This is a genomic window from Acidithiobacillus sp. YTS05 (assembly GCF_024396695.1).
In the GTDB taxonomy this organism is placed as follows: Bacteria; Pseudomonadota; Gammaproteobacteria; order Acidithiobacillales; family Acidithiobacillaceae; genus Igneacidithiobacillus; species Igneacidithiobacillus copahuensis.
This window is the reverse complement of record NZ_CP094359.1, coordinates 2,301,831-2,326,902: the sequence shown is the minus strand read 5'-3', so window position 1 is coordinate 2,326,902 and position 25,072 is coordinate 2,301,831. Positions and strand designations below refer to the sequence as shown.

Sequence of the window (25,072 nt, the reverse complement as noted above, 5' to 3'; positions counted from 1 at the left end):
TCAGCCAGCCTCCTGCCGCAGGGCCGTAACCACCCTTTCCATATGAGCGGCACGAGAACCCTTTACCAGCACCGTGACATCGCCCGCCAGCACTGGCTGCAGGGCGGTAACGAGGGCGTCGATCTCGGCAAAGTGGCTGGCGCCGCGGCCGAAGGCCTCCACTGCTGCCGCGCTCAGGGGGCCCGTGGCGAAGAGCCCATCAATGCCCAGTTCGCGCAGGCGTTTCCCCGCCTGGGCGTGGTAACTGCGCGCCTCCGGGCCCAATTCGCCCATATCCCCTAAAACCAGAAAACGCCGACCTGGTTGCTGCGCCAGGACCTGCATCGCTGCCTCCAGGCTCGCCGGGTTGGCGTTGTAGCTGTCGTCCAGGAGACGGCTGCCCTGCCGCCCCGCGACCCACTGCAGGCGCCCAGAGACGCCGCGCAGCTGGGCGACGCTACGCACAATGGCAGCGATCGGGGTGTCGAGGGCCAGGGCAGCAGTAACCGCCGCCAGGACATTGGCGCCGTTGTGCCGGCCGGGCAGGGGAATCTGCAGATCAAAGGTTCCCTGCGGTGCCCGCACCTGCATCTCTCCGCCCGTCGCACTCGCCTGCCAGGCGCCGCGAACGCGCGCAGGCCGGTCTTCCAGACTGAAACGCCAGACCTCTCCAGGCGCCTGCGCTGCCCATTCCTCACAAAAGCGATCATCTCCATTGAGCACGGCGATACCGTGGGGGCCCAAGCCCTCGAGGATTTCCCCCTTGGCCGCCGCGATGGCCTCTACCGTCCCCAGGTTTTCGAGGTGCGCCGTTCCGGCATTGTTGATGAGCACCAGGTCCGGTGCCGCCAGACGGCTCAGCACCCGAATCTCTCCGGCATGGTTCATCCCCATTTCGACTACCGCGTAGCGGTCCGTCTGACTGAGGCGCGCCAGGGTCAGGGGAACGCCGATATGGTTGTTGAGGTTGCCCTGGGTGGCGATGCCGTGACCGGTTTCCTGCAGGATTGCCGCCAGAATCTCCTTGACCGTGGTCTTGCCGCAGGAACCGGTGACGCCAATGACCTTGGCGGGACAACGCTGGCGCCAGGCGGCGGCGAGGTCTTGCAGCGCCTGCAGGGTATCAGTGACCAAGACCCCGGGCTCCGCCATCGCCCGGCTGACGAGCACGGCCGCGGCGCCGTTGCTGCGTGCCTGGGCAACAAAGTCATGGGCATCGAAATGTGGCCCAGAGAGGGCAACGAAGAGCGCGTCGGGTTGCGCGCTGCGGCTATCGCTACTGAGTCCGCGAATCCGCAGTTCTGCCGGGCTACCAGGGAGGGTTTTCCCATGACAGATCTTGGCGACTTCCCGGAGACTCAGCTCGATCATTGACGTAACGCCTCCTCTGCGTGCTGCGCGTCAGCGAAGGGCTGTTTCTGACCGCCGCGATCCTGATAGCTCTCGTGACCCTTGCCAGCGATCAGTACCCAGTCGCCAGACTGGGCATCGGCGATCGCCAGCTGGATGGCGCGTGCCCGATCATGTTCTACGGTCGCCCGACCGCTCGGAATTCCGGTCAGAATCTCGTTGGTGATTTGTTCCGGGTCTTCCATGCGTGGGTTGTCGTCGGTGACGATCACCCGATCCGCCAGACGCGCGGCAATGGCGCCCATCTGCGGACGCTTGCTGCGATCGCGATCGCCGCCGCAACCAAAGACCAGCGTGATCTTCCCCTTGGCAATGGCACGCAGGTCTTGCAGGACGGCATCCAGGGCATCCGGGGTGTGAGCGTAATCGATCATCACCCGCGCCTTGCCCGGTACGGCCGGCAGGCACTGGTAACGTCCTACCGGCAGGCTGAGGCGGGCAATCTGCTCGTCTTCGATCTCCCAGCCGAGAGCTGCAGCGCAGGCCAGGGCTGCCAGCAGATTGTAGGTGTTGCTGCGCCCGAGCAGAGGACTGCGCAGGCGGCGTCTGCCCTGGGGTGTATCCAGCTCCAGCAGTGTACCGCTGGCCCCCGGATGGTAGTCGCGCACCTGGATGGCAGCCGCGCCAAATCCATAATCCAGTACCTTTACCTGCGTTGCGATGGTTTGCCGCAGTTGCGCAGTGAAGGGATCATCGGCATTAAGGACGGCGTATTGCAGTTCCGGCGTCTGAAAGAGCCGCGCCTTGGCTGCCCCATAACTCGCCATATCGCCGTGAAAGTCGAGGTGATCCTGGGTCAGGTTGGTGAAGACCGCAACGTGGAAGGGGACCGCAGCTACCCGGCCCAGGGCAAGGGCGTGGGAGGAAACCTCCATACTGACCGTCTGCGCCCCGGCAGCACGCGCCGCGACCAGCAGGCGCCATAACTCGACCGCTTCGGGGGTGGTGTTGGGCAGTGCCCGCAGCGCATCCACCGGCCCATAGCCGAGGGTGCCGATGATCTGCGCTGGTGCTGGCGCCAGCTGGGCGATCAGCCGCGTCACACTACTCTTGCCATTGGTCCCGGTCACGCCAATAAGCCGGGGGGCGGCGTCCGCGTCCCAGCAGTAATGACGCCGCAAAGCCAGCCCCAGGAGGGCGCGGGCATCGGGGCGCGACCAGAGCGGTCCGGCTTCGGTGTCGCGAAACCCTTCCTGTTCCGCCTCGACGATGGCAGCGGCGGCGCCCGCCTGCCAGGCCTCGGGCAGAAAGTGCGCCGTGGGTCCATGGCGGGTCTCCAGAGCGACAAAGAGCCCCCCTTTGGGCAAGCGGCGGCTGTCACTGTCGATGCCGGTTATGGGAATGGCTCGTGCTGGCTGCAATTCCGGGAGGAGACGGTCGAGGGTTTCAGTGCTGGACATCACCCGCTCCTTCTGCCCAGCGCTGCTGTTCGGCAATGCTCCGTGGGCGGATAGCCTGGGCGCTTCCTGCCTGCGGCGGAACACCGGCGTTGCGCAAGGCCACGCTCATGGTGCTGCGAAAGATCGGTGCCGCGACGACACCGCCATAGCGCCAGCCTTGGGTAGGGTCGCGCACTGTCACCGCCATCACAAAACGCGGATTCTGTGCCGGCGCAAAGCCGACGAAGCTAGTATTCACCTGATGGCGATGAAACCCACCTTTGCCGTTGGCCATGGCCGCCGTGCCGGTCTTGCCAGCTACCGTGTAGCCGGGGATGGCAGCGAGAAAGCCGGTACCCCCGGGCGCGACGACCCCGGCCAGCCAACTGCGCAGCTCGGCGGCGGTACTGGCCGCCATCACTCGGCGTTCCTCGCCTTGTTGCCCCTTGAGCAGGTGTGGTTGGACGTAGACACCACCATTGGCGATTGCCGCATAGGCGGCGGCCAGCTGCAGGGTATTCACCGAGATGCCGTAGCCGTACGCGATCGCCGCATGCGCCGCTGGCCCCCATTGTTGATAGGCGGGCAAGCGGCCGGCGCTCTCGCCGGGCAGGGCCAGGCCCACGGATTGGCCGAAGCCAGCGCGGCTGAGCAAACCATAGAGATCTGCTGCAGGGGTGCGCAGCGCAATCTTGGCCGCGCCGATGTTGCTGGAATATTTCAGAATTTGCGCGATGTCGAGGGTGCCATGCCGGGCGTCATCCTGAATGCAATAGCTAGCGACGCGAAAGCAGTTGGTGTCGACATCGAAGCGGCTGCTGGCCTGGATGCTGCCGCTATCCAGGGCCGCTGCCACGGCAAAGGGCTTCATTACCGAGCCGGGTTCGAAGGTGTGGGTGATGGCGCGATCCGTGGCACCGGCGGGATCATAGTGTTCCCGATCGTTGGGATTGCTCGCGGGGTAGTTGACCATTGCCAGGATGGCACCACTGTGGGCGTCGAGAAGGACCGCAGAGCCTGAGTGCGCGGCGAAACGTTGTACGGCAGCCGCCAGAGCCGTGTAGGCGGCATACTGCAGGCGGCGATCGATCGTCAGGGTCAGGGGCTGGCCTGGGTGGCTGACATTTTCCGGGGCGCTGGACAGCAGGTGCCCATGATTATCGCGCAGAACTTCGCGCTGGCCGGCCTGGCTGCGCAGGACGTGATCATAGGCCAGTTCCAGACCTTCACTACCAGCCCCTTCGATATTGGTAAAACCCAGCAATGGACCGGTGATCTGCCCGCTGGGATAGAAGCGTCGGTACTCCTGCAATTCATGCAGCCCGGGGATGCCCAGGGCCAGTGCTCGTGCAGCCAGTTGCGGGTCGACCTGCCGAAGCAGGTAGGCAAAGGCACTACCACTGTGTTGCAGGCGTTTGCCAATCTCTGCGGTCGATATTCCCAGGACCTTGGCCAGCTCTGGCCAGCGCGCCTGCTGTTGCGCAAAAACCTTGGGGTCTACCCAGAGGGTGCTGCTGGGCACCGATAGGGCCAAGGGCTGACCATAGCGGTCGAAGATCTCCCCGCGCGCCGGCGCCGGCATGGGCAGCTGCCGCTGGTAACGTTGCTGACCCTGGGCACGCAGGAAGCCGCTCTGCTCCACCTGCGTCTGCCAGGACTGGTAGAGAATGGCACAAAATCCAGCGCCCAATACCCCGAAGATCAGGCGCGGTCGCCAGCTGGGCAGGGAGGATTGCGCCAGGGCATTCACTGGGCTTTCACCATGACGATTTGGCTGTTTTTCGGTGCCTCCAGCCCTAGTTTCTGATGCGCAATGTCACCAACACGGGTATCGGAAGCCAGCGTTGCTTGCTCCAGTTGTAGCTGCCCCCAACGATTGTTGAGGGTAAAAATGTGATTTTGCAGGGCCTGCAGATGAATGAATTGCGCCCGACTGTTTTCGCGTGCAGCCACGATGCCGAAGAGGGTGAGAGTGATCAGCGCGACGAGAAGGATGGTGCTACGACGCATGACAATACTCCGGATTCTTGGTAGCGGTACGCAACACGGCGGAACGGGCGCGGGGATTTTTGGCGATTTCTGACTCCTGTGCACGAATAGCGGGGCTGATCTCGACCCAGGGCTGGGCGGGCAGTTCCGCGGCGCGCAAAGGCAGGCGGGGATCAGGGCGCGCTTCATGCGCGCGGAAAAAGCGCTTGACCAAGCGGTCTTCGAGGGAGTGAAAGCTGATGATGGCGAGCCTTCCACCGGGGCGCAGGGCAGTCAAGGCCTGGGGCAGGAAGCGCTGCAGTTGGCCCAGTTCGTCATTCACCTGGATGCGAATGGCCTGGAAGCTCCGGGTAGCGGGATGGATTCCTTTCCCTGCAGGGAGCAGATCAGCGATCAGCTCCGCAAGCTCGCGGGTACGCAAAAGAGGCGCGTCTTGACGCCGGGCGATGATGGCTTTGGCAATCCGCGTTGCCGCTTTTTCCTCGCCATACTCCTGCAGCACGCGCCGCAGCTCCCGAAACTCCACCTGCGCCAGCCACGCGGCAGCAGACAGCCCCTGACTGGGGTCCATGCGCATATCGAGCGGGCCATCGCGCAAAAAGCTGAAGCCACGTTCGGCCTCGTCCAGTTGCGGCGACGAAACCCCCAGATCGGCGAGGATGGCATCCACCCGCCCAAGCCAGCCGCGGGCCTCCAGCAGTTGCGCCAGGGCGTCGAAGGGGGCCTGGACCAAGTCCACCCGCGGATCGTCGGCAAAGCGTTCGCCCAGCGCCTGAATGGCCGCGGGATCGCGATCGAAGATACACAGCCGATCATCGACGGCCAGCTGCGCGAGGAGCAGGGCGCTATGACCACCTCTTCCTCCGGTAACATCCACCAGGCGCCGCGGTCCTGGAGCCTGCCAAACCGGCTGCAGTGCCGCAAGCACCTCGTTGGGCAGAACTGGCTGGTGAGCGCCGCTCATAGCTGCAAATCTCCAAGGCTCGCGAGCAGGTCCTCATCAGGCGATAGAGTCTGCTGTTGCTGCCACAACTCTGCATCCCAGATCTCGAACTTGCTGACTTGCCCTACCAGCACCACATCGCGCTCGATCTGTGCGTATTGCCGCAGGTTGGCGGATAGGAGGATGCGGGATTGGTTGTCGAGACGGAGTTCTTCTGAGTGGCCGATGAAGAGGCGCTGGAAGCGGCGGACGCTGGCCTGGGTGCTGGGGAGGGCGGCTACCTGTCGTTCGACTTCCTCCCAGCGCGGCAGAGGATAGGCCCAGAGGCAGCGTTCGGCCGCTTCGTTGGTGGGGTTGATGGTGAGCACGATTTGCCCGTCACAGAGGGCGTTGAGCTGGTCGCGAAACCGCGCCGGCACGCTGAGACGTCCCTTGCTGTCGAGAGTATGACAATGCGTGCCGCGAAACATGACCGGGTGGCTCTCCGTTGTTTACCACTTTGCCCCACTTCTTCCCACGTTGCTAAGGGTAAGGACGGGTCTTGTTTGTGTCAAGGCAAAAACGCTTATAATTTCTGTATCTTAGCGATTCCTGAAGTGATTTTCGCGCGATTTCTGAGGAAAAGTCGACAACCGTATGAATTTAAGAAAGATTTCGCCTGAAAGGCGAGAATGGCTAGCGGGTGGGGAAAAGTGGAGTGAGTCGGTAAGCCGGGTTCTGTCGTGGACGACCATTCCTCTAGGCCGGCCCTTACGAGCCGGCTCCAGCAACCTACCCGCGCACGCTGCGGGCCACAGCTTGGTGCGCCTATTTGGTCTTGCTCCGGACGGGGTTTACCCTGCCACTCCCGTTACCGGGAGCGCGGTGCGCTCTTACCGCACCTTTTCACCCTTACCGGCGTTTACACGCTTTGGCGGTGTATTTTCTGTGGCACTTTCCGTAGGCTCACGCCTCCCGGCCGTTAGCCGGCGTCCTGCCCTGTGGAGCCCGGACTTTCCTCCCCGGATCGCTCCGCGGCGGTCGTCTGACTCACTCCACAGCGCACTATACGCACTTTGCGGCGCCGTACAACTCGGCACACTCCGCCAGACCGGAACTATACTCTCAATACAACGTGATCTGAGGAGAGACTGTCATGATCGATGATACATTTCTGGATGAAGTGCGTGAGCTACCGTCCGTGACCCCCATGGAACGGGTGGTGGCGTGGTCGGTGTTTCGCACGAGGGACGCGGCGCGGCAATTGCTGGAGCATGTCCATTTGGCACCGGGTCAGGCACTCGTGGGTGGGCATGGCAAGGACAGCGTGGCGGAGTATTGGTGGGTGGGGGTACAGGTGCAGAACCTGGAAGGCTGGGGCCACAGTGCCTCCATAAATAAACATGGGCGCATGGGCGACTAGCCCAAAGCACGGAATCAGCGCTGTAGGGCGGCGAGTTCGGCGGCATACTGTTCCGCGACGCGGCGCCGCTTCACCTTCAGCGTGGGGGTCAGGGTGCCGCCACTTTCGCTCAAGGGCTCGCGCAGGATGGCGAAGCGCCGCACCTGCTCAAAACTCGGCAGGCCTTGCAGGGCCTGATGAACGGCTTGCCGGAGCGCGTGTTCGAGCTGCCGCGCATCGACACTCTCCCCCAAAGTGTCGCGTACGATCTCGGGATTCGGGTAGAGCAGCGCAATCAGATACGGAAGGTGGTCGCCAAAGACGACCGCCTGAGCGATGAGCGGCTGGCTGCACAGCCGCAGCTCGATCTTCTGCGGCGCAATGTTTTCCCCGGCACTGTTGACGATGATTTCTTTTTTGCGTTCGGTGATGTGTAAATATCCATCGACATCCAGCTCGCCCACGTCACCAGTATGCAACCAGCCCTCCACCACCGTCTCGCGGGTGGCGGCATCGTTGTTCCAGTACCCCTGCATAATGGACGGACCGCGCACCAGGATTTGCCCATCGTCGGCAATGCGCAGCTCGAGATTGGGCAGGGGCTTGCCCACGCTTCCCGGGTGGATGGCATTGAGGGGGTTGGCAGCGATGACCGGGCTCGCCTCGGTCATGCCATAACCCTCGAGAATGGGCAGGTCGAGTCGCAGAAAAAACTGGGCGATGGTAGGGTCCAGAGCGGCGCCGCCGGAGACGAAGTACTGCAGGCGCCCGCCGAGCTTCTTGCGCAGCTGTTTGCGCAGCAGATAACTGCTTGTCGCCTGTTGCCAGTGCGCCGCCGTTTTTCCTTCCAGCCCCATGCCCTGGCGTAGAAATTTCCCCAGCCAGTCATGGCGATCGTTGAGAGTCCGCAAAGTGCGTTCGTAGAGCACTTGAAAAATGCGTGGAACAGCAATCAACAGATCGGGATGGGTAGTGGCCAGATCGCGCAGCACAGTATCGGGCCGTTCGGCATAGGCGGTCTCCAGACCCAGCAGATAGCCGCCAAAATGGCCGGTGGCACGTTCAAAGACATGGCTGAGCGGGAGCACCGAAAGCAGTCGTTGCCCGGCGCGTAATGGTACCAGGTGCAAAAAGCCCTCGATGTTGCTGAGAAAGTTACCGTGACTCAGCATGACGCCCTTGGGCCAGCCCGTGGTTCCCGAGGTATAGACGATGCTGGCGAGGTCTTGCCGTCGCAGGGGGTCTGCGGGGAACGCGGGTGCCTCCTCATCGCCCCCGAGGGTGTCCAGGTCTTGCCAATCGGCCAGCCCCGCCGCGGCCTCCTGCAGAAAGACATGGCCGGGCGCGACACCCCAGGCCGCGGGTTCCAGACGGCTGTAGATCTCCTGATTCTGCAACAGGATCACACTGGGGCTGCAGTCCCCCAGAACATAGTGAATCTCGCGTGCCCCGAGGCTTGCGTAGAGGGGCACGGTAACCGCACCAATGCTGAGAATGGCAAAATCGAGAATGGCCCAATCGACGGAATTGGCGGCCATGAGCAGGACCCGGTCACCCCGGCGTACTCCAAGCCGGATCAGTCCCCGTGCGCGGCGCCGCACGCTTTCTGCAAAGTCGGCGGCGCGCAGGGGAAGGAACTGTTCACCCACCCGCTGCCAGGCGATATTTCCGTCGGGATCGCGCTGGCAACGGGCGAAGAGTCCGGCCGCGAGGTGATCGAGACCGGTTACCGAAAGCGCCATCAGCGCAGCGCTTTTTCTGCCGGGGTCAGGCTACGCTGGAAACTCTCCAGCGCAAAAATCTGTTCCGCATAATCTTGGGTGGCCCTGGCCGCCTTGGGAATCTCGATGCCCAGGCTTGGCAAGCGCCACAGCAGTGGTGCCAGGGCGCAGTCGGCGATAGACAGCTCATCACCGAAAAGGTAGCGTTGCTGGCTGAATAGGGTGCTGAGTTGGGCCAGGGAGCGACGCAAAGAATCCTTGGCGGCGACTTTGTCCTGCTCGCTGTAACCCGGCCGGAACAGGGGGTTGAACCAGTCGCGATCAAACTGCATCAGTCCCACCCGGACGCGTGCGCGCGAGATGGGATCGGCAGGGATCAAGGGGGGATGCGGAAAGCGCTCGTCGAGATATTCGATGATCAAGAAGGACTCGATGACGGCCAGGTCACGGTCGACCAGGGTGGGCACTTCGCCATAGGGATTCAGCGCGAAGAGGTCTTCCGGCTTGTCAGCGAAGTCGATATCGACTACCTGATACTCCATGGCCTTTTCTTCCAGTACGAAGCGAACGCGATGGGCAAAGACGCAGTCCTGCGCGGAATACAGCGTCATCAGGGTCTTCTTGTTGCTCGGTGTTGCCATGCAAGGGTCCTCAAAATGTCTAGTGGGGTGTTTCGCCGTAATATCGGAGCATTTAGTGTATCAGAACGTGTGGGGGATTGGGTGGGGAATCGTGAACGGATGTCAAATTTGATTGCGCAGCCCTGAAGGGTGGCATTACACTGGCGCGACAGAATTAAGTTGTAACTTCGCAACAGTCGTTGTATCGTTGGCTCTAGTGAAACGTGGGAGGGCGATCCCGGCGATCGCAAAAAGGTAGATGATTCAACAGCGCACTCTGAAAAACATGATTTGGGGCACCGGGATTGGCCTGCATAGTGGCAAGAAGGTGTATCTTGGTTTGCGCCCAGCGCCAGTGAACACGGGAATCGTCTTCCATCGCAGTGACCTCCCCGGCAAGGCCTACATCAAGGCCGATCCTTTGCATGTGGTCGACACGCGACTGTCTACCAATATCGGCGATGGGGAAATTCGCGTCGGCACCATCGAACATCTGATGTCTGCCCTGGCCGGCCTCGGCATCGACAATGTGTATGTGGATCTGGACGGTGCGGAAGTCCCGATCATGGACGGTAGTGCCGCGCCCTTCGTATTCCTCATCCAGTGCGCCGGGGTGGAGGAGCAGAATGCTCCGAAACGTTTCATCCGCATCACCGAGACCCTGGAAGTGCGTGATGGCGACCGTTGGGTACGTCTCGAGCCCTTCGATGGCTTCAAGGTCAGCTTTACCATCGACTTCGATCATCCCGTGGTACGCAATGGCGGCCAGGAAGTCAGCGTCGATTTTGCCCACACCTCCTATCTGAAGGAAGTTTCGCGGGCGCGCACCTTCGGCTTCATGCGCGAGGTCGAAACGCTGCGGCGCATGGGTCTGGCCTTGGGGGGCAATCTCGATAACGCCATCGTCGTCGATGACTACCGCGTGCTCAATGAGGATGGCCTGCGCTACGCCAATGAGTTCGTCCGCCACAAGGTCCTCGACTCCATTGGCGATCTCTACCTGCTAGGGCATCCGTTGCTGGGACATTTCTCTGGTCACAAGGCCGGGCATGCCCTCAACAATCAGCTTCTGCGCCTGCTCCTGCAGCGCGAGGATGCCTGGGAATATGTGGATTATTCCTCGCCGGAGAAGGCGCCGTTTTCCTTTGTGGATTCCCTGGCGGCGGTCCCTGCCTGATCCAGGGTCCGGACCAGTCGTTGGAGGGCGGCGCCGAGGGCGCCGTCGCTGTTTTCTGCCAACTCGCGCAGGGCGTCCGGCGCGGGTCCGGAGATGCGGGTGGCGGCAGGCGGCCGCGACGCAGACGCTTGCGATTGCCGTGGGCGCACCGTGGCCACGATCCGTTCCGCCGGATACTCTGGAAAACGCGCATTCCAACGCTGACAGATGCGTTTCTGGTGGCGTCGTAACCAGGCCAGCCAGACGCTGCTCTCCACCAAGACCTGCAAGGTGCCGTCGCGCCAGTCCACGAGCCAGGTGCGTTCTTGGGCTTCCAGGCTCAGCAGCGCATTCCAGTCCTGCTGCCGGGCGTGCAGCTCCTGTCCGTGACGAAACACGGCTGCGAGCGCCGGGCCGATCTGATCACGGGCGCGACGTTTCGTCCGTGCGGGCTTCGTGCTACCCTCGGGCATATTTTTTTGACTTAGAGTTTTGGCATTCATGCTGGGAACCATCATCCGTCATGTGGTGGGCAGTCGCAACGACCGCCTGATCAAGAAAGCCCGCGCTGTAGTTGCCCGGATCAATGGCTTGCAGGAACAGGTTCACGCCATGAGCGATGCCGAGCTACAGGGGCAGACGGCGCGACTGCGCGAGCGGGTCGGGAACGGGGAGCCCCTGGACAGTATCCTGCCCGAGGCCTTTGCCACCGTACGCGAGGCGGCGCGGCGCGTTATGGGGCTGTTTCACTACGATGTGCAGCTGATCGGCGGTTACATGCTGCACGAGGGCAAGATTGCCGAGATGCGCACCGGCGAGGGCAAGACCCTGGTCGCCACTCTGCCGGCCTACCTCAATGCCCTGACCGGCAAAGGCGTTCACGTTGTGACGGTCAACGACTATCTGGCCAGTCGTGATGCCGAGTGGATGGGGCGCGTGCACCGCTTTCTGGGCCTGTCCGTTGGGACCATCATTGCCAATCTTTCGCCCGAGGAGCGCCGTGCGGCTTACGCTGCCGACATCACCTATGGCACCAACAACGAGTTTGGCTTCGACTATCTGCGTGACAATATGGCCTTTTCGCCCGCCGAGCGAGTGCAGCGCGGCCTGCATTACGCCATTATTGACGAAGTCGACTCCATCCTTATCGACGAGGCGCGCACGCCGCTGATCATCAGCGGGCCCACCGAGGAAAACACCGATCTCTACCAAAAAGTCGACAAGCTCATCCCGCAGTTCGTTGCCGACGAAGACTTTACCATCGATGAAAAGGCCAAGCAGGTGCTGCTCACGGAAGAGGGCGTCGAAAAGGCCGAGCAACTGATGCTCGATAATGGCTTGCTGCGCGAGGGGAACCTCTACGACGTCCAGAACGTCAGTCTGGTGCATCATCTCAATCAGGGTTTGCGCGCACATCATATCTACCATCGCGAAACGGACTATATCGTTCGCGACGGTGAGGTCTGCATCGTCGATGAATTTACCGGCCGCATGATGACGGGCCGGCGCTGGTCCGACGGCTTGCATCAGGCGGTGGAGGCCAAGGAGGGGGTGGAGATCCAGAACGAGAGCCAGACCCTGGCCTCCATCACCTTCCAGAATTATTTCCGTATGTACGAAAAATTGTCGGGCATGACTGGCACTGCCGACACCGAGGCCTTCGAGCTCAACCAGATCTATGGCCTGGAAGTGGTCGTCATTCCCACCCACCGACCCATTCAGCGCAAGGATCTGGCCGATCAGATCTACCGTACGGCGGCGGAGAAATGGGATGCGATCACCGCCGATATCGAGGCCTGTCGAGAGCGCGGGCAACCCGTTTTGGTGGGTACGACTTCTATCGAACACAATGAGTATTTGTCGCGCTGTCTGCAACAGAAAAAAATCCCCCATTCCGTGCTCAATGCCAAGCAGCACGAGCGCGAGGCGGAAATCATTGCCCAGGCGGGAAAATCCGGTGCCGTGACCATTGCCACGAACATGGCCGGCCGCGGTACGGATATCGTTCTCGGTGGCAATGTCGAGCATCAGATTGAGATGATCGAGGCACGCGAAGACCTCGACGATGCCGCCAAGGCAGCGCAAGCCCAGGACCTGCGCGATGGCTGGGGAGCGGAGCACGACAAGACCCTGGCAGCCGGCGGTCTGCACATCATTGGTACGGAACGTCATGAGTCGCGGCGGGTGGACAACCAGCTGCGGGGACGTGCCGGGCGCCAGGGCGACGTTGGTAGCAGTCGGTTTTATCTGTCTCTGGAAGATCCGCTCATGCGGATCTTTGGCAGTGATCGCCTGGGCGGACTGATGCAGAAGCTTGGCATGCAGCCGGGGGAGGCCATCGAGCATCCCTGGGTGACCAAGTCCATCGAAAACGCCCAGCGCAAGGTTGAAGCGCGCAATTTCGATATCCGCAAGCAGTTGCTCGAATATGACGACGTCGCCAATGAACAGCGCAAGATCATCTACGCCCAGCGCAACGCCTTCATGGACAGTGACAATTTGCACAGAGAAGTGGAATCCCTGCGGGTTGATGTGCTCGATGCTCTGCTCGATGACTATGCCCCGGCGGGCGTCATGGAAGAGCAGTGGGACATTGAGGGGCTGGAACTGGCCCTGGAACGGATTTTTGCCGAAAAGTTCCCAGTAGGAGAATGGCTGGCAGCCGATCGCACCTTGAATCATGAGGGCCTGCAGGAACGCATCCTGGAGGCGGTGCACGCCCGCTGGCAGGAGCGCGAGGCATTGATGGGCGAGGAAATGGCTCGTCATCTGGAAAAGAGTGTGACCTTGCAGGTGCTCGATAGCCAGTGGAAAGATCACCTCGCCAGCATGGATCACCTGCGCGAGGGTATTCACCTGCGTGGCTATGCGCAGAAAAACCCCAAGCAGGAGTACAAGCGCGAGTCGTTGACCTTGTTCAATGCCATGCTGGCGCGGGTGCGCGAAGAAATCGTCAGCACCCTGTCGCATGTGCAGGTCAGCCCGGTTAGCGAGACGCCTGCCGAGGCCATGGATTGGAGCAGTCTCTTCCCGAGCCCGCCGACGAATCAGGGTCTGGTCTTCCAGCACCCCGATCTGCCGGGTGGCTCCAGTGCAGACGAGGACCGCGACCTGTCCGCCGTAGCGGCCCTGGGTGGGGCGGCGGCGATGCCCATACACGTGCAAAAGGTGGGTCGTAACCAGCCTTGCCCATGCGGTTCCGGCAAAAAATATAAACACTGTTGTGGTCGCCTCGGCTGAGAGACTGTCATGCCCGTTGCCCTTGATCCTCCCCGTTCCCTCCTGCCGGTTGCCGGCGTCCGCCTTGCCATAGCCGAGGCCCAGATCCGCTATGCCGCGCGTCGCGACCTAACCTTGATGGAGCTCGCCCCCGGGACGCAGGTGGCGGGTGTCTTCACCCGCAACCGGTTTCGTGCGGCGCCGGTCCTGGTGGCCGAGGAACACCTCGCCACCGGTCAAGGCATTCGTGCCCTGATCATCAATACGGGTAACGCCAATGCCGGGACCGGGGCGGCGGGACTGCGTGCTGCCGAAGATAGCTGCCGGGTGGTGGCTGCGGCATTGGGTTGTACGGCGCAGCAGGTCCTGCCGTTCTCCACCGGGGTGATCGGAGAGCCGATCGACCTGGCGGGCAAGATTGCGGCAGCCTTGCCGGGCTGTCTGCCAGCGCTGGCCGAGGATCGCTGGCTGGAGGCCGCCGATGCCATCCGCACTACCGATACGGTGGCCAAGGGCGCCTCGCGACAGCTCAATATTGCCGGCAAAGAGGTCACCGTCACCGGTATTGCCAAAGGCTCCGGCATGATTCGGCCAGATATGGCGACCATGCTCGCCTATATCGCTACCGATGCCGCCCTTGCACCGGAGGCCCTGCAGCCGATCTTGAAGCAGGCGGTGAACCGCTCCTTCAACCGCATCACCGTGGATGGCGACATGTCCACCAATGATGCCTGCATGCTCATCGCCACGGGGCGGGCGGGGAATCTGCCCCTGGCGCTGGGTGAGGCAGACGCCCTGATCGACGCCATCACCGAGGTGGCGACCGAACTGGCGCAGGCCATCGTCCGCGACGGTGAGGGTGCCAGCAAGTTCATCCCCATCCGGATCAGTGGCGGACGCAGTGTATCCGAGTGTCTGCAGGTGGCGTATCGCATGGCCCATAGTCCCCTGATCAAGACCGCCTTTTTTGCCTCGGATCCCAACTGGGGCCGACTGCTCGCGGCCATCGGTTCGGCGGGAGTGGAAGATCTCGATGTCGAGCGGGTACAGATTCATCTCGGCGATCTGTGCATCGTGCGCAATGGTGCCCGTGCTGCAGAGTACAGCGAAGAGGCGGGGCAGGCGGTCATGGCGCGGGCGGAGATCCCCATCCATGTCGATCTTGGACGCGGATCGGCCCAAGAGCAGATCTGGACCTGTGATCTTTCCTATGACTATGTGCGCATCAATGCCGATTACCGGAGCTGAGTCGTGGCGGTAGTCCCCGTCGCTACGGGGGTCTTGCAGCGGGATGATGGCCGGGTGCTGGTTTCTTTGCGTCCCGAGGGCAAACCCTGGCCGGGATTTTGGGAGTTCCCGGGGGGCAAGATCGAGCCCGGCGAGACAGCGGAGGCGGCCCTGCGGCGGGAGCTGGAAGAGGAGATCGGCGTCCAGATTGGTCCCCCCGAGACCTTTCTGCGGCGCGATCATCCCTATCCCGAGCGCACCGTGGCTTTGCACTTCTTTCGGGTGCGGAGCTGGCAGGGGGAGCCCTACGGGCGAGAGGGGCAGCAGATTCGCTGGGTCTACCCGTGGGAAATTGCAGCACTCGATTGTCTTGCGCCCAATCTGCCGGTGGTCGCCAAGTTGCTCGCCGAAGAGCTCCCGCAGCCGCCGCTTTGGCTGATTGCGGACCCCGCGCGGCTGCCGACTTCCCGCTTTTTGCCGGCGCTGCAGTCCGCCATCGCTGCTGGCCTGCGTGCCGTGGTGTTGCGGATCAAGGAGACGATGCCAGCGGAACTCGCAGTGGCGATGCCCGGGTTTCTGGAGCAGGCCCGCGATAGGGGCGTAGGCTTTTTCCTCAATCATCCTGAACCGGCCCCGGACTGGCCCGTTTCCGGCCAGCACTGGACGGAAGCCCGCCTGCAGGCGGCAACGGGGAAGCCATCGCAACCCTTTGGCGTTTCCTGCCACGGGGGGGGGTGCCTGGCGCGTGCCGCACGGTTGCAGGCGCGGTATGCCTTTCTCTCTCCGCTGTTCGCCACCCAGACCCATCCCGACGCGTCGGCCCTGGGGGTCGAGCGCTTTGCCGAGATGATTGCGCCTGCGGCGGTTCCGGTGATTGCCCTAGGGGGGATGACGCCGGAGCGGGTCGCGGCTGCGCGTGCTGCCGGCGCCTCAGGGATTGCCGTCCTGTCGGGAATTTTGGAAGCCGAAGACCCCGCCAGCGCCACCCGTGCCTTTCTCGATGCCTGGAATACCCATGCCTGAACTGTCGGTCGTCATCCCACTCTACAACGAAATTGACAATGTCGAGCCCTTGGTGGCGGCCCTACATGCCGCTTTGGGCGCGGCCGATGTCGAGGTCATCATCGTCGACGATGGCAGTCGCGATGGCAGTGCCGCCGCCCTCGATCGTGCCCAGGCGGAATGGCCAGAGGTCCTTACGGTGTTGCACCTGCAGCGCAATTTTGGCCAGACGGCGGCGATGCAGGCGGGAATCGACGCCGCTCGCGGCGAGGTCATCGTCACCCTCGACGCCGATCTGCAGAATGATCCGCAGGACATCCTGCCCTTGGCGCAACGGCTCCTCGCGGAAAACCTGGATGTGGTTGCCGGCTGGCGCAAGAACCGACAGGACGGGCTCTTGCTGCGCAAGATTCCCTCGCGCATCGCCAACCGCCTCATCCGCCGTCTGACCGGCGTGCGCCTGCATGACTATGGCTGTACCCTCAAGGCCTACCGCGCCTCGGTCCTGCAGGGGGTGCGACTGTATGGAGAGATGCACCGCTTCATCCCTGCCTGGCTCTCTACCCTTACCTACACCGACCGTATCGTCGAGGTGCCGGTGCGTCACCATCCGCGCCGGGCAGGCAAGAGTAAGTACGGCATCAGCCGTACCTTTCGCGTGCTGGTCGACCTGCTCTTCGTCAAGTTTTTCCTCGGTTACAGCCAGCGTCCCATGCACTTCTTCGGGGTGATCGGACTGTTTTCCCTGTTCATTGGCTCGGGCATGTTGATCTACCTTTTTATCGATAAATTTGCCGAGGGAGCCGCCATCTCCGGGCGGCCCATGCTGATCGCCGGGGTGCTCTTTTTCCTTGCCGGACTGCAGTTCCTCAACACCGGCATCGTCGCCGAAATGCTGTCGCGCATCTATTTCGAGGGGCAGGGGAAGACCACCTACGTGCTGCGTAGCCGGAAATCCGATCCAGTCTGAGATGGCCTGCATTCCCATTCTGACCTACCACAACATCGCGCACGCCCCAGTGGGGGCGCGGCTGCGCAGCCTCTATGTTGCGCCGCGCCGCTTTGCCTGGCAGATGGGGCTTTTGGCGCGAGCCGGCTATCAGGGCCTGTCCCTGCGGGATGCGCTGCCCTATCTGCGGGGGGAAAGCAGTGGCAAAGTGGTGGTAATTACCTTTGATGACGGCTATCGCGACAATGTGGACAGCGCCCTGCCGATCCTGCAGCGCTGGGGATTCACCGCCACCTGTTTTGTGGTATCGGCCGCGCTGGGGGCATTCAATCGTTGGGATGCCGAGCAGTTGCGAGTGGAAAAGCCGATGATGTCCCTGTCGGAGCTCGAACACTGGCGCGATGCGGGTATGGAAATTGGTGCGCACACGCAAAATCACGTTCATCTGCCGGCTCTGGCAGACGCCGACGCGGAGCAGGAGATCTCCGGCAGCAAGGCAGAACTGGAGGCGCAGTTGGGCCAAGAGATCATGACGTTCTGTTATCCCTATGGTGAAATGGGCGCACGCGAGCGGGAGATGGTCGCGCGTTCTGGCTTTGCCGCGGCGGTGACCACGCGGCGCGGAAGAGCGCAAAGCGATGCGGACCTGTTCGCCCTGCCGCGCATTTCCGTGGGGGGGCATCATTTGCCGCATGTATTCCCGTTGCAGCTTTGGACAGGATATGAAGATCGTCCGCGTTCCTGATGCACAGGTGGGTGCAGGAGAAGGATTCTGAGCGTCCGTTTGCTATGGGTGGGGACCAATCCCGGTGGCGGCGGTACCGAAACCCATATGATCACCCTGCTGCGCGCTCTCGCGCAGCTAGGGGTCGATGCCCACGCGCTGGTGCACCCCCAGGGCAAAATTGCCGCCGCCCTACAAGGCGAAGCGGTTTCTCTCCATTATGGGACCTTCCGCAACAGCGCCGATCCGCATGGGCTTCGGGCCCTGAATCGTGGTCTTCGCCAGTTGCGACCGGACGTTCTGGTCGGCAGTTTCAGCAAGGAATATTGGCCGTTGGCCCTGCTCAGCCGCGCCCATGGCGTACCGCTAGCGCTCTTTCGCCACATGGACCTGCGCCTTCGCCCCAGCACCCGTTGGCTCCTTTCCCACTGGCCGTTGCGCCTCTTTGCTGTCTCCGCCTACCTCCGCGAGCGCCTCATCGCTCAAGGTCTGCCCGAAGAACGCGTCGAGGTTCTGCGCAATCCCTTGTCCCTTGCCGACTTTCAGCGTGAGCCCGAGGCGCGGTCGGCGCGGCGCCAGGCTTTGGGGTTGCGGGAGGAGGATTTTCTTGTCGGTTTTGTCGGGGCCTGGCATCGCGGCAAGGGCGTTTTTGTGCTCGCTGACGCAATCGATGCCGCCCATGCCCAGGATGCGCGGGTGCATGGCTTGTGGATTGGTGGCGGCCCGCATGAAGAGGCGTTGCGCGAACGCTTGGCGGGTCGAAGCTGGCAGCACGTCATCGGTTGGCAGGAACGAGTCACCCCCTGGTATAGCGTCATGGATACCCTGGCTCTGCCGTCCATCGAACCGGACACCTTTGGTCGGGTCCTGGTCGAGGCCCAGGCTTGCGCCACCCCTGTTCTTGGCGCGGCAATGGGAGGAATCCCGGAGAGTTTTGCGGATGGTGTATCGGGGTTTTTGCTGCCCGCCGGGCAGAGTGATGCATGGCGCGATGCCATTCTGCGTCTTGCCTCTGATCGAGGGCTGTGCCGGCAGCTCGCCGCCAACGGGCCGGCTCAGGTCGAGCGCTTTGCTGCCGACGCCATCGCCCGCGAATTTCTGGCCACCCCGGGGCGATGACAGTCGAGAGTCGGAACCTTATGATAGTTTCTGGAAATTTGCGGAAGTTCTCCGTGGAGAGAATGTCATGAAAGCGGCCCTGGTTACACCGTTGCCCATGCAAGAATACCTGGAAGGCGAGCAACGATCGGAAATCCGCCATGAGTATGTAGCCGGACAAGTCTATGCCGAGGTGGATCTGCCGAAAGGGAAGGCGACGGCCTGATCTCCCACTATGCCAAGGCCTTTACCACTCCATCCTCGTCGCATCATCCTCATCAAGTCCCACAGCGCGGGTATCGGCGACATTCTGCGCAGCTCCGCAGCCTGGGCGGTCCTGAAAAGGCGTTGGCCCGAAGCCGAGCTGCATCTGATTTTTCTCAGCCGTTGGCCGGGCTACCCGAGCGAGGAACTGATTGCAGAGCATCATCTCCTGCAGAGCGCCCACTTTCTGCCCTTGCAGGAAGGGCGCTTTGCCGGGATGCGCGGTGTGGGTCCGCAGGGCTGGCGCAGTCTGCTGCCGGAATTGCGCCGTCTGGGGAGAGAAATTTCGGCGGATCTGATCATCGATCATGAACCGCACGGTATAGAAAGCAGTGTTGCCAGTCGGGTTCTGCGCGCTCAGTCCCCGCACGCGGTGACGGTGGGGGTGGCGCAGGTGGTGGGACGGGGATGGTTCTACGATCATGCAGGTCCCAGTCTGGCGCGCTATGCCAAAGAACGTGGACTGGCGCAGCCGATGGACTATACCGAGCGCGATTTTGCCGCCCTGGCTGCCTTGGGTTTGGAGCGCCAGGGGCAGCCAATTGTGCTTCAGGTAGGCGAGCCGGGACATCTCTGGCAACGCGCCCATCCCAAAGACGAAGAGGAGCTTCGCATTGGGCTCAATATTGGCTGCGGTACCCCGGATGCCTTACCCAGAAGACCTGATCTGGATACTTTGGTGGAGGCTTTGGGACGCCTTTGGGAGAATCGTCCGTACCGTCTGTTGCTTACCGGGGCCGCGAATGAAAACGAAATCAATGAGGAGTTTCGGCAGCGCTATCAGGCTCGGTGGGGCAGTTCGACGATGATGGAAAACCTCGCAGGCACCGCTTCTCTCTCCATGTTGAGCGGTATCATCGATAGTTGTGATCTCTTCGTTTCGAGTGATTCTGGTCCCTACCATATGAGTGTCGCTTTGGGAAAGTCCACCATCGCGCTGTTTCGCCAGCCCTATCCTGAGGCCTGTCATCAGAACGGCCAGTTGCAGATACTGGTGGCGCCTGCCGCTGATGTATTGCTGAAAACACTCCTGCAATCCCTGGAAACCTGCTGAGAGAACTATGCGCCTACGTATTTCCGATCCCTGGATGTTCAGCCTCTATGCCCTGCCGCTCTTTCTGTTTCCGCTGAGCACCGCAGGATCCGGGATTGCCATGGGGCTACTGATCATAGCCTATGCGATAAGTGGTCATTGGCGTAACTGGCGCCAGATCGGTGCGCGGCGCTGGTACCTGCCCTGGCTGCTGCTGATGGCCTGGTCCGCCATCGGCCTGCTCTGGACTAGCAACATGTTCTTCGGTCAAAAGGTGACAGTCTCCACCTTTGACGCGATCTTCGCGTTTATCGGTGCGACCTTGCCATGGCAGGAACGTTGGGTGAAGTGGGTGATTCGTTGGTTTTTGGCGGGAATTCTGGTGAATGAGATATTGGCCTTCCTCATGACCTGGAAAATTCTTCCCTGGCACAATACCGATGCGATTCCCTATACCGGTTTCTGTGATCACATTTTTCTGTCCCTCATCATCGCCCATGCCGTTCTCTGGCTGATCTACGATCAAAAAATACAATGGAATTTTTCGCGCTGGATCAACTGGGTTTTGATCTTTCTGTTTGCTTTGCAGATGGCGCTGACGCCGGGGCGCTCCGGTCAGGTGCTCCTGATCTTGTTGTTGCCCATTGCCCTGTTCTTGCTTTATCCGGGGCGTTGGCGCTGGGCCTTGCCGCTCGCGGGGGCGCTCGGGGCGCTGCTGTTGCTGGTCATCCCGGAAGTCCGCCAGCATCTGCTGGTGGGCGTGCAGGAGCTGGTGACCTTCTCGCCGACGCAAGCGGATGTGCAGACGAGCTGGGGGATTCGCCTCGTTGCCATCTGGGCTGGTGCCTTGCTGTTCTGGCTGCATCCAATCTTTGGGGTGGGTACCGGAGACTTTTATCCGGCCGTTCTGCATTTGCAGGCGCAGCATCTTCTTCCCGCCACTCCAGGCTTTATCATGAATACCGCTGCCAATAGTTTTCTGAGTGAAGCGGCCAGTTTGGGACTCATTGGCCTGATATTGTTTCTTTGGGTCCTCTGGGCCATCGGCAAGGAGTCCTGGCAGGCGCGTCAGACGCCCCAAGGTTGGTTCGTCCTGGCCTATTTTGCGATTTATGTGATCGGTGGTCTGTTTGACTCCCTCAGTTGGGGCTATGCCGACGCGGTGAACATTGCCCTCTTTGCCGGCATGCCTTTGCTCGCGCGCTGGTCGCCGGATCCTCGGCGATGAGCCAGCGGCCCCTGTCTGTGGTCTACGTGACGCAGGATTGTGCCGTGGCACTCCAACGCTCGCTCCAGAGCATCGACGATTTGGCTGATGAGATTCTGGTAGTGGATGGCGGCTCCCGGGACGACACCATGGAGGTGGCAAGAGCGGCGGGGGCGCGGGTGCTGCAGCATTCTTGGGCCGGTTTTGCGGCGCAGCGTCAATATGCCGTGGAGCAGGCCGCCAACGATTGGATCTTGATGTTGGATAGTGACGAACTGCTCACGGACTGCGGCAGAGAGGAGATTCGCCAGGTACTGCAGCAAAAACCGGAGGCAGCCGCCTATTTGCTGCCCCGTTACAGCGTCTTTCGCAGTCGGAGAATCCGCCATGGCGACTGGCGCCACGATGTGGTTATCCGTCTTTTTGATCGTCGCCAGGGCCAATACGATCTGGATGAGCTGGTGCACGAGGCCTGGCGTAGTCGAGGAAAGACCGCGCAGATCTCCTGTCCCTGTCTGGAACACCATTCGTATGTTTCCTACGCCCAGCTCCTGGCGAAGGCGGGGCGCTACACCGAACTCAACGCGCAGAAGGTGGTGGCGCGGGGGCGCTCGGTGGGCCCCTGGGCGCCTATGAGCCATGCCCTCTGGGCCTTCTTTCGTGGCTATGTGTTGCGCCTGGGATTTCTGGATGGAGTGGAGGGCGGGGCCATCGCCTGGACCACTGCCCTTGGCGCTTACTTCAAATATGCCATTGCCCGTGATCTGCTGGCGGCCCAGGCTGGGAAGCGGCGATGAGAGTGTTGCTGGTGCGCCTGAGTTCCCTGGGGGATGTGCTGCACACCTTGCCGGCCATTACCGATTTGCAGCGCCACGGGCAGGACGTGGAACTCGACTGGCTGGTCGAGCCTGCCTTTGCCCCGATTGCCCGCTGGCATCCCGGAGTGCGAGAGGTCCTGCCTTTTTCCCTGCGGGAGAGGCAAGGAGGAATTGGCGCATTGCTCGGACGACTCCGCCAGCTGCGTCGGCGACTGCGCACCCAGCGCTATGATCTCGTCATCGATAGCCAGGGGCTCTTCAAGAGCGCTCTGCTCGCCCGTCTGGCGGGGACGACCGTTGCTGGGCTCTCGCCCAGGAGCGCTCGGGAACCCTTGGCGACCTATCTGTACGGCCAGCGCTACGCGGTCCCCTGGGGTCCAACGGCCATTCAGCGTAACCGCGAGCTCTTTGCCCAGGTCTTTGCCAGCCCCCGTCCGTCAGGACTGGCAGACTTTGGCTTGCAGAAACAGGCGGCAGCCTGGCGCGCGGAAAATGTCGCATTATCCGCAGGGAAGAGTGCGCCACCCTTCGTTCTGGGCTTGCACGCCACTTCCCGTGCCTGGCAAAACAAGGAGTGGCCCCTACGCTACTGGATTAGTCTGGCCCATTCCCTGGCCGATGCCGGCTATGAGCTCGCCTTGCCGGCCATGGGCGCGCGTGAACAGGAACGGGTAGCGACCATTGCTGCTGCAGCCGACAATGTCCGGGCCCTGCCACAGATGGATCTGGAGGGCTTGGGCCAGGTCATGCTGCAGGCGCGTGCCTTTGTCGGTATGGATACGGGGCTTTCCTACCTGGCCGCGGCATTGGGTCTGGCCGGCGTGACCTTGTATGGCCCCACGGCTTCTGAGCAGGAGAATATGCCCGGCTCCGCGCAAGCGACACTGCAGTCCACGGAAAACTGTGCCCCTTGTGGGAGTACCCGCTGTCGGCGGATCCGTCAGCCCGAAGAGCCCATTCCTTGTCAGGAAGGAATGCAGCCGACAATGGTTTGGGAACGTTTGGCCCCATTGCTGGAGCGATCATGATTGCCGGAAGCCAGTTAGACAAAGCAGAAACCCGTCGCTATCGGCGACACCAGTTCTGGACCGATCACGGCATCTTTCGCGAACTGTTCTATGCCAATTTTCACGAGATTGCACCGGGGCTCTTCCGCTCGGCGCAACCAGCACCCTGGCAACTGAGCCAGTGGCAGGCGCAGCACCACTTCGATGCGGTGCTGAATATCCGCGCGCCGGCTCCCGAGGAGGCCCATTTCCGCCTGGAGCAGGATGCCTGCGATGTCCTCGGAATCGCGCACCTGCCGATTCATGGTTTCGGTTCGCGGGACCTGCCGCAGAAAGACTCCCTGCTGGCCTTCCTGGATCAGATTCCGGAGCTGCCCCCCAGGCTTCTGGTCCATTGCAAATCGGGGGCAGATCGCGCCGGCTTTATCTGTGTGTTGTTACAACACCAGCGCTACGGGATGCCTTGGGAGGAGGCGCGCAAGGAGCTACGGCTCTGGCCGTACGGCCACATCCGCCATGCCAATACCGGCATCCTCGACTGGTTTTTTGCCTGCCTCCAGGCGGATTTGCGGCAGGAGCCGGGACTCACGCTGCGGGACTGGGTGGCGACGCGCTATGACCGGGAACAAATACTGGCGAATTTTCGTCCGTGGTATCGCCTCGACTGGCTGACGGATCGCATCCTGCGGCGAGAATGATGTCGCGCCTCTACCGCCTGCTGACCCGTCTGCTCCCACCGCTGCTTCTGCTCTTTACCTGGCAGCGGATGCTGCGCCGATCGGCCTATCGCGCCCAGTGGCAGGAGCGCTTTGGTTTTGTCCCGCGGCGCAATGATCGTCCCCTATGGATTCATGCGGTCAGCGTGGGCGAGGGGATGGCTGCCCTGCCATTGATCCGCCAGTTGCGCGAGCGGCACCCTGATCTGCCGATTCTCGTCAGCAGCACGACGCCGACGGGGCGGGCGCTGCTGGCACGGGAGCTGGCGGGGATGGTCACGCAAGTCTATCTTCCCTATGACCTGCCAGGGGCGGTGCGGCGCTTTCTGGAACGTAGCCAGCCGCGCCTGGGGGTGCTAATGGAGACGGAGCTCTGGCCCAATCTCCTGCAAGTGGCCCGCCAGCGAGGCATTCCGATGATGCTCCTGAACGGTCGCCTGTCTGCTCGCTCGCTGGCCGGTTACCGCCGCTTTGCCTCGCTCTTTGCCCCGGCCCTTGCGGGTCTGGACTGGGTTGCTGCGCAAAACCCGGACGACGCGCAGCGCTTTGCCGAGCTCGGCGCGACCAGGGTCAGCGTAGCAGGGCAAATGAAGCTTGACCTGCAGATCGATGCCGGTCAGCGGGCGCGGGGGGCGAGCTGGCAGGAACGCTTTGCGGGCAGACGTGTTTGGGTCTTTGCTTCGACCCATCCCGGCGAAGAGGAGCTGGCGTGGGCTTCGTTGTCGAGCTTGCGCAAGATCGAGCCAAAGCTACTGCTGGTGCTGATTCCTCGGCACCCGGAGCGGGGTGATGCCGTGGCGGAACAACTGCGGAGCGTCGGACTATCGGCGCCGCGCCGTAGCCAGGGAGAGTTTCCCGGAGCCGACGATCCCGTCTATCTGGTCGATACCTTGGGCGAGTTGATCGACCTCTACGGCGCAGCGGATCTGGTCTGGATCGGCGGCAGTTTCGTCGCCCGGGGTGGTCACAACCCCATCGAAGCGGCAGCTTGGGGCAGGCCCATCATCGTCGGCCCACATATGGAAAATTTTTTCGACACCCTGCGTTCTTTGCAAGCGGCAGATGCCATCTGCCAGGTGGCGAGTGCAGAGGAAGCTGTGCGCCGCAGTGCGGAGTATCTCGCCGCCCCCGACCTGGCCCGCGCCCTGGGGGAACGTGCCGCCACCTGGCAAGCGAAGCAGGGCGGTGCCGTCGCGCGCGCCCTGGCGGCTATCGAAGAGCGTCTCTAAA

24 protein-coding genes and 1 other RNA gene are annotated in these 25,072 nt (G+C 62.2%); 15 read left to right on the top strand and 10 right to left on the bottom strand.

Annotation, left to right across the window (positions count from 1 at the left end; translation table 11 throughout):
• The 7 genes from MQE22_RS11490 to rnpB form a co-directional block, all read right to left on the bottom strand.
• Positions 1 to 1,350 carry a UDP-N-acetylmuramoyl-tripeptide--D-alanyl-D-alanine ligase gene (locus tag MQE22_RS11490; protein WP_215873046.1) on the bottom strand — a complete coding sequence of 450 codons (1,350 nt, stop codon included), beginning with the start codon at positions 1,348 to 1,350 and terminating at the stop codon, positions 1 to 3.
• Complete coding sequence (locus MQE22_RS11485) at positions 1,347 to 2,789, bottom strand: UDP-N-acetylmuramoyl-L-alanyl-D-glutamate--2,6-diaminopimelate ligase (protein ID WP_215873045.1); 1,443 nt, start codon at positions 2,787 to 2,789, stop codon at positions 1,347 to 1,349. Before MQE22_RS11485 ends, MQE22_RS11490 begins: the two co-directional genes overlap by 4 nt.
• Positions 2,776 to 4,518, bottom strand: a complete 1,743-nt coding sequence (locus tag MQE22_RS11480) for a peptidoglycan D,D-transpeptidase FtsI family protein (RefSeq protein WP_215873044.1) — start codon at positions 4,516 to 4,518, stop codon at positions 2,776 to 2,778. The genes MQE22_RS11485 and MQE22_RS11480 overlap by 14 nt, the downstream gene beginning before the upstream one ends.
• On the bottom strand, positions 4,515 to 4,778 hold the full coding sequence (gene ftsL, locus MQE22_RS11475) for a cell division protein FtsL (protein ID WP_215873043.1): 264 nt from the start codon (positions 4,776 to 4,778) through the stop codon (positions 4,515 to 4,517). Before ftsL ends, MQE22_RS11480 begins: the two co-directional genes overlap by 4 nt.
• The gene (gene rsmH / locus MQE22_RS11470; protein WP_215873042.1) at positions 4,768 to 5,721 is read right to left on the bottom strand and encodes a 16S rRNA (cytosine(1402)-N(4))-methyltransferase RsmH; all 954 of its coding nucleotides are present in this window, start codon (positions 5,719 to 5,721) and stop codon (positions 4,768 to 4,770) included. Before rsmH ends, ftsL begins: the two co-directional genes overlap by 11 nt.
• Complete coding sequence (mraZ, locus tag MQE22_RS11465; protein ID WP_215873041.1) at positions 5,718 to 6,170, bottom strand: division/cell wall cluster transcriptional repressor MraZ; 453 nt, start codon at positions 6,168 to 6,170, stop codon at positions 5,718 to 5,720. The genes rsmH and mraZ overlap by 4 nt, the downstream gene beginning before the upstream one ends.
• Positions 6,171 to 6,390: 220 nt before the next feature.
• Positions 6,391 to 6,736: RNase P RNA component class A (rnpB, locus tag MQE22_RS11460), an RNA gene on the bottom strand.
• A gap of 99 nt (positions 6,737 to 6,835) precedes the next feature.
• Here rnpB and MQE22_RS11455 point away from each other — a divergent pair.
• The gene (locus tag MQE22_RS11455) at positions 6,836 to 7,102 is read left to right on the top strand and encodes a hypothetical protein (RefSeq protein ID WP_215873040.1); all 267 of its coding nucleotides are present in this window, start codon (positions 6,836 to 6,838) and stop codon (positions 7,100 to 7,102) included.
• A gap of 14 nt (positions 7,103 to 7,116) precedes the next feature.
• On the opposite strand, the gene MQE22_RS11450 is transcribed toward MQE22_RS11455, so the two are convergent.
• Together MQE22_RS11450 and MQE22_RS11445 are read right to left on the bottom strand one after the other, a co-directional pair.
• Positions 7,117 to 8,823: an AMP-dependent synthetase/ligase gene (locus MQE22_RS11450; protein ID WP_215873039.1), complete on the bottom strand. Its 1,707-nt coding sequence runs from the start codon at positions 8,821 to 8,823 to the stop codon at positions 7,117 to 7,119.
• Positions 8,823 to 9,443, bottom strand: a complete 621-nt coding sequence (locus MQE22_RS11445) for a glutathione S-transferase N-terminal domain-containing protein (protein ID WP_215873038.1) — start codon at positions 9,441 to 9,443, stop codon at positions 8,823 to 8,825. The genes MQE22_RS11450 and MQE22_RS11445 overlap by 1 nt, the downstream gene beginning before the upstream one ends.
• A gap of 238 nt (positions 9,444 to 9,681) precedes the next feature.
• Here MQE22_RS11445 and lpxC point away from each other — a divergent pair, with 238 nt between their 5' ends.
• The gene (lpxC, locus tag MQE22_RS11440) at positions 9,682 to 10,599 is read left to right on the top strand and encodes a UDP-3-O-acyl-N-acetylglucosamine deacetylase (RefSeq protein WP_215873037.1); all 918 of its coding nucleotides are present in this window, start codon (positions 9,682 to 9,684) and stop codon (positions 10,597 to 10,599) included.
• Here lpxC and MQE22_RS11435 read toward each other — a convergent pair.
• On the bottom strand, positions 10,536 to 11,081 hold the full coding sequence (locus tag MQE22_RS11435) for a DciA family protein (RefSeq protein ID WP_226827830.1): 546 nt from the start codon (positions 11,079 to 11,081) through the stop codon (positions 10,536 to 10,538). The genes lpxC and MQE22_RS11435 overlap by 64 nt on opposite strands.
• Here MQE22_RS11435 and secA point away from each other — a divergent pair.
• From secA to MQE22_RS11370, 13 genes are all read left to right on the top strand, one after another.
• Entirely contained in the window at positions 11,080 to 13,818 is a 2,739-nt protein-coding gene (gene secA, locus MQE22_RS11430) for a preprotein translocase subunit SecA (protein ID WP_215873036.1), read from the top strand. The genes MQE22_RS11435 and secA overlap by 2 nt on opposite strands.
• A gap of 9 nt (positions 13,819 to 13,827) precedes the next feature.
• A complete protein-coding gene (gene argJ / locus MQE22_RS11425; RefSeq protein WP_215873035.1) occupies positions 13,828 to 15,045 on the top strand; it encodes a bifunctional glutamate N-acetyltransferase/amino-acid acetyltransferase ArgJ in 1,218 nt (405 codons plus the stop codon).
• Between the two features lie 3 nt (positions 15,046 to 15,048).
• Positions 15,049 to 16,047: a Nudix family hydrolase gene (locus MQE22_RS11420; RefSeq protein ID WP_215873034.1), complete on the top strand. Its 999-nt coding sequence runs from the start codon at positions 15,049 to 15,051 to the stop codon at positions 16,045 to 16,047.
• A complete protein-coding gene (locus MQE22_RS11415) occupies positions 16,040 to 16,996 on the top strand; it encodes a glycosyltransferase family 2 protein (RefSeq protein WP_215873033.1) in 957 nt (318 codons plus the stop codon). The genes MQE22_RS11420 and MQE22_RS11415 overlap by 8 nt, the downstream gene beginning before the upstream one ends.
• Before the next feature lies 1 nt (position 16,997).
• Positions 16,998 to 17,720 (top strand): polysaccharide deacetylase family protein, encoded by a 723-nt coding sequence (locus tag MQE22_RS11410; RefSeq protein ID WP_215873032.1) that lies wholly within the window; start codon positions 16,998 to 17,000, stop codon positions 17,718 to 17,720.
• Positions 17,721 to 17,768: 48 nt separating this feature from the next.
• Positions 17,769 to 18,818 carry a glycosyltransferase family 4 protein gene (locus MQE22_RS11405; RefSeq protein ID WP_255790304.1) on the top strand — a complete coding sequence of 350 codons (1,050 nt, stop codon included), beginning with the start codon at positions 17,769 to 17,771 and terminating at the stop codon, positions 18,816 to 18,818.
• A 67-nt stretch (positions 18,819 to 18,885) separates the two neighbouring features.
• Positions 18,886 to 19,023: a hypothetical protein gene (locus MQE22_RS11400; protein WP_215873031.1), complete on the top strand. Its 138-nt coding sequence runs from the start codon at positions 18,886 to 18,888 to the stop codon at positions 19,021 to 19,023.
• A gap of 9 nt (positions 19,024 to 19,032) precedes the next feature.
• Positions 19,033 to 20,115, top strand: coding sequence for a glycosyltransferase family 9 protein (locus MQE22_RS11395; RefSeq protein ID WP_215873030.1), 1,083 nt, complete (start codon positions 19,033 to 19,035; stop codon positions 20,113 to 20,115).
• 7 nt (positions 20,116 to 20,122) lie between these two features.
• Positions 20,123 to 21,322, top strand: coding sequence for an O-antigen ligase family protein (locus MQE22_RS11390; protein WP_215885433.1), 1,200 nt, complete (start codon positions 20,123 to 20,125; stop codon positions 21,320 to 21,322).
• Entirely contained in the window at positions 21,319 to 22,098 is a 780-nt protein-coding gene (locus tag MQE22_RS11385) for a glycosyltransferase family 2 protein (protein ID WP_215873028.1), read from the top strand. Before MQE22_RS11390 ends, MQE22_RS11385 begins: the two co-directional genes overlap by 4 nt.
• Positions 22,095 to 23,147 carry a lipopolysaccharide heptosyltransferase I gene (waaC, locus tag MQE22_RS11380; protein ID WP_215873027.1) on the top strand — a complete coding sequence of 351 codons (1,053 nt, stop codon included), beginning with the start codon at positions 22,095 to 22,097 and terminating at the stop codon, positions 23,145 to 23,147. Before MQE22_RS11385 ends, waaC begins: the two co-directional genes overlap by 4 nt.
• A complete protein-coding gene (locus MQE22_RS11375; protein ID WP_215873026.1) occupies positions 23,144 to 23,824 on the top strand; it encodes a protein-tyrosine phosphatase family protein in 681 nt (226 codons plus the stop codon). The genes waaC and MQE22_RS11375 overlap by 4 nt, the downstream gene beginning before the upstream one ends.
• Positions 23,821 to 25,071, top strand: a complete 1,251-nt coding sequence (locus MQE22_RS11370; protein ID WP_215873025.1) for a 3-deoxy-D-manno-octulosonic acid transferase — start codon at positions 23,821 to 23,823, stop codon at positions 25,069 to 25,071. The genes MQE22_RS11375 and MQE22_RS11370 overlap by 4 nt, the downstream gene beginning before the upstream one ends.
• The last annotated feature ends 1 nt before the right edge of the window (position 25,072 follow it).

Excerpts from the sequence above, each read along its gene's own strand:
- ftsL (WP_215873043.1), bottom strand. The coding sequence starts at position 4,778 with ATGCGTCGTAGCACCATCCTTCTCGTCGCGCTGATCACTCTCACCCTC.
- MQE22_RS11395 (WP_215873030.1), top strand. The coding sequence starts at position 19,033 with ATGCCAAGGCCTTTACCACTCCATCCTCGTCGCATCATCCTCATCAAG.
- MQE22_RS11390 (WP_215885433.1), top strand. The coding sequence starts at position 20,123 with ATGCGCCTACGTATTTCCGATCCCTGGATGTTCAGCCTCTATGCCCTG.
- mraZ (WP_215873041.1), bottom strand. The coding sequence starts at position 6,170 with ATGTTTCGCGGCACGCATTGTCATACTCTCGACAGCAAGGGACGTCTC.
- MQE22_RS11375 (WP_215873026.1), top strand. The coding sequence starts at position 23,144 with ATGATTGCCGGAAGCCAGTTAGACAAAGCAGAAACCCGTCGCTATCGG.
- MQE22_RS11415 (WP_215873033.1), top strand. The coding sequence starts at position 16,040 with ATGCCTGAACTGTCGGTCGTCATCCCACTCTACAACGAAATTGACAAT.
- MQE22_RS11385 (WP_215873028.1), top strand. The coding sequence starts at position 21,319 with ATGAGCCAGCGGCCCCTGTCTGTGGTCTACGTGACGCAGGATTGTGCC.
- MQE22_RS11490 (WP_215873046.1), bottom strand. The coding sequence starts at position 1,350 with ATGATCGAGCTGAGTCTCCGGGAAGTCGCCAAGATCTGTCATGGGAAA.
- MQE22_RS11445 (WP_215873038.1), bottom strand. The coding sequence starts at position 9,443 with ATGGCAACACCGAGCAACAAGAAGACCCTGATGACGCTGTATTCCGCG.
- secA (WP_215873036.1), top strand. The coding sequence starts at position 11,080 with ATGCTGGGAACCATCATCCGTCATGTGGTGGGCAGTCGCAACGACCGC.
- MQE22_RS11450 (WP_215873039.1), bottom strand. The coding sequence starts at position 8,823 with ATGGCGCTTTCGGTAACCGGTCTCGATCACCTCGCGGCCGGACTCTTC.
- MQE22_RS11370 (WP_215873025.1), top strand. The coding sequence starts at position 23,821 with ATGATGTCGCGCCTCTACCGCCTGCTGACCCGTCTGCTCCCACCGCTG.
- MQE22_RS11435 (WP_226827830.1), bottom strand. The coding sequence starts at position 11,081 with ATGAATGCCAAAACTCTAAGTCAAAAAAATATGCCCGAGGGTAGCACG.
- MQE22_RS11410 (WP_215873032.1), top strand. The coding sequence starts at position 16,998 with ATGGCCTGCATTCCCATTCTGACCTACCACAACATCGCGCACGCCCCA.
- argJ (WP_215873035.1), top strand. The coding sequence starts at position 13,828 with ATGCCCGTTGCCCTTGATCCTCCCCGTTCCCTCCTGCCGGTTGCCGGC.
- lpxC (WP_215873037.1), top strand. The coding sequence starts at position 9,682 with ATGATTCAACAGCGCACTCTGAAAAACATGATTTGGGGCACCGGGATT.
- waaC (WP_215873027.1), top strand. The coding sequence starts at position 22,095 with ATGAGAGTGTTGCTGGTGCGCCTGAGTTCCCTGGGGGATGTGCTGCAC.
- rsmH (WP_215873042.1), bottom strand. The coding sequence starts at position 5,721 with ATGAGCGGCGCTCACCAGCCAGTTCTGCCCAACGAGGTGCTTGCGGCA.
- MQE22_RS11455 (WP_215873040.1), top strand. The coding sequence starts at position 6,836 with ATGATCGATGATACATTTCTGGATGAAGTGCGTGAGCTACCGTCCGTG.
- MQE22_RS11485 (WP_215873045.1), bottom strand. The coding sequence starts at position 2,789 with ATGTCCAGCACTGAAACCCTCGACCGTCTCCTCCCGGAATTGCAGCCA.
- MQE22_RS11400 (WP_215873031.1), top strand. The coding sequence starts at position 18,886 with ATGAAAGCGGCCCTGGTTACACCGTTGCCCATGCAAGAATACCTGGAA.